At 67.9% G+C, this 1,479-nt stretch carries 1 pseudogene; it reads left to right on the forward strand.

Going from position 1 to position 1,479, the window contains the following annotated elements:
- Positions 1-30 precede the first annotated feature (30 nt).
- A pseudogene (locus QZH66_RS15980) lies at positions 31-1,479 on the forward strand (hypothetical protein); the annotation flags it as partial.

Consider the following 1,479-nt stretch of genomic DNA (forward strand, 5'->3'; position numbering starts at 1 on the left):
TCCCACGATTTCCCTGCTGGAGACAAGCCCATGAACGCCCCCCTGCCCGAGCACATCCGCCAAGCCCTGGAAACGGTTTCGCTCGACGACAAATACGCCCTCGAACATGGCCGCGCCTTCATGAGCGGCGTGCAGGCCCTGGTGCGCCTGCCCATGCTGCAGCGCCAGCGCGACGCCGCCGCCGGCCTGAACACCGCCGGCTTCATCAGCGGCTACCGCGGCAGCCCGCTGGGCACTTACGACCAGTCGCTGTGGGCCGCCAAGAAGCACCTGGCGGCGAACAACATCGTGTTCCAGCCCGGCGTCAACGAAGAGCTGGGTGCCACCGCCGTGTGGGGCACGCAGCAGCTCGACCTGTACCCGCAGAGCAAAAAGTTCGACGGCGTGTTCGGCATCTGGTACGGCAAGGGCCCGGGCGTGGACCGCTGCGGCGACGTGTTCAAGCACGCCAATGCCGCCGGCACCTCGCAGCACGGGGGCGTGCTGGCGCTGGCCGCCGACGACCACGCCTGCCGCAGCTCGACCCTGCCGCACGGCAGCGAGGACGANTGGTACGGCAAGGGCCCGGGCGTGGACCGCTGCTCGGACGTGTTCAAGCACGCCAACATGGCCGGCACGGCGCAGCACGGCGGCGTGATCGCCATCGCCGGCGACGACCACATTTCCAAAAGCTCCACCGCCGCGCACCAGAGCGACCACATCTTCAAGGCCTGCGGCCTGCCGGTGTTCTTCCCGTCGAATGTGCAGGACATCCTGGACATGGGCCTGCACGCCTTCGCCATGAGCCGCTTCTCGGGCGTCTGGTCGGGCATGAAGACCATCCAGGAGGTGGTCGAGTCCTCGGCCAGCGTGTCGGTCGACCCCGACCGCGTGCAGATCATCACCCCCGAAGACTTCGCCATGCCGCCGGGCGGCCTGCACATCCGCTGGCCCGACGCGCCGCTGGAGCAGGAGGCGCGCCTGATGGACTACAAGTGGTATGCCGCCCTGGCCTACATCCGCGCCAACAAGCTCAACTACAACGTCATCGCAGGCCAGAACGACCGCTTCGGCATCATCGCCAGCGGCAAGGCCTTCAACGACACGCGCCAGGCGCTGGTCGACCTGGGGCTGGACGACGACACCTGCCGCGGCCTGGGCATCCGCCTGCACAAGGTCAACGTGGTCTGGCCTTTGGAGGCCACCATCACGCGCGACTTCGCCATGGGCCTGCAGGAGATCCTGGTGGTCGAGGAAAAGCGCCAGGTCATCGAATACCAGATCAAGGAGCAGCTCTACAACTGGCGCGCCGACGTGCGTCCGGACGTGCTGGGCAAGTTCGACGAAGTCGCGGGCGACCACTCCGGTGGCGAGTGGGGCATGCCCAACCCGAGCCAGAACTGGCTGCTGCGCGCCAAGGCCGACCTGACGCCGGCGATCATCGCGCGCGCCATCGCCAAGCGCCTGAACAAGCTCGGCGTGCCGGCTGACATCGCCGCG

The organism is Stenotrophomonas sp. YIM B06876, from assembly GCF_030711595.1.
GTDB lineage: Bacteria > Pseudomonadota > Gammaproteobacteria > Xanthomonadales > Xanthomonadaceae > Stenotrophomonas.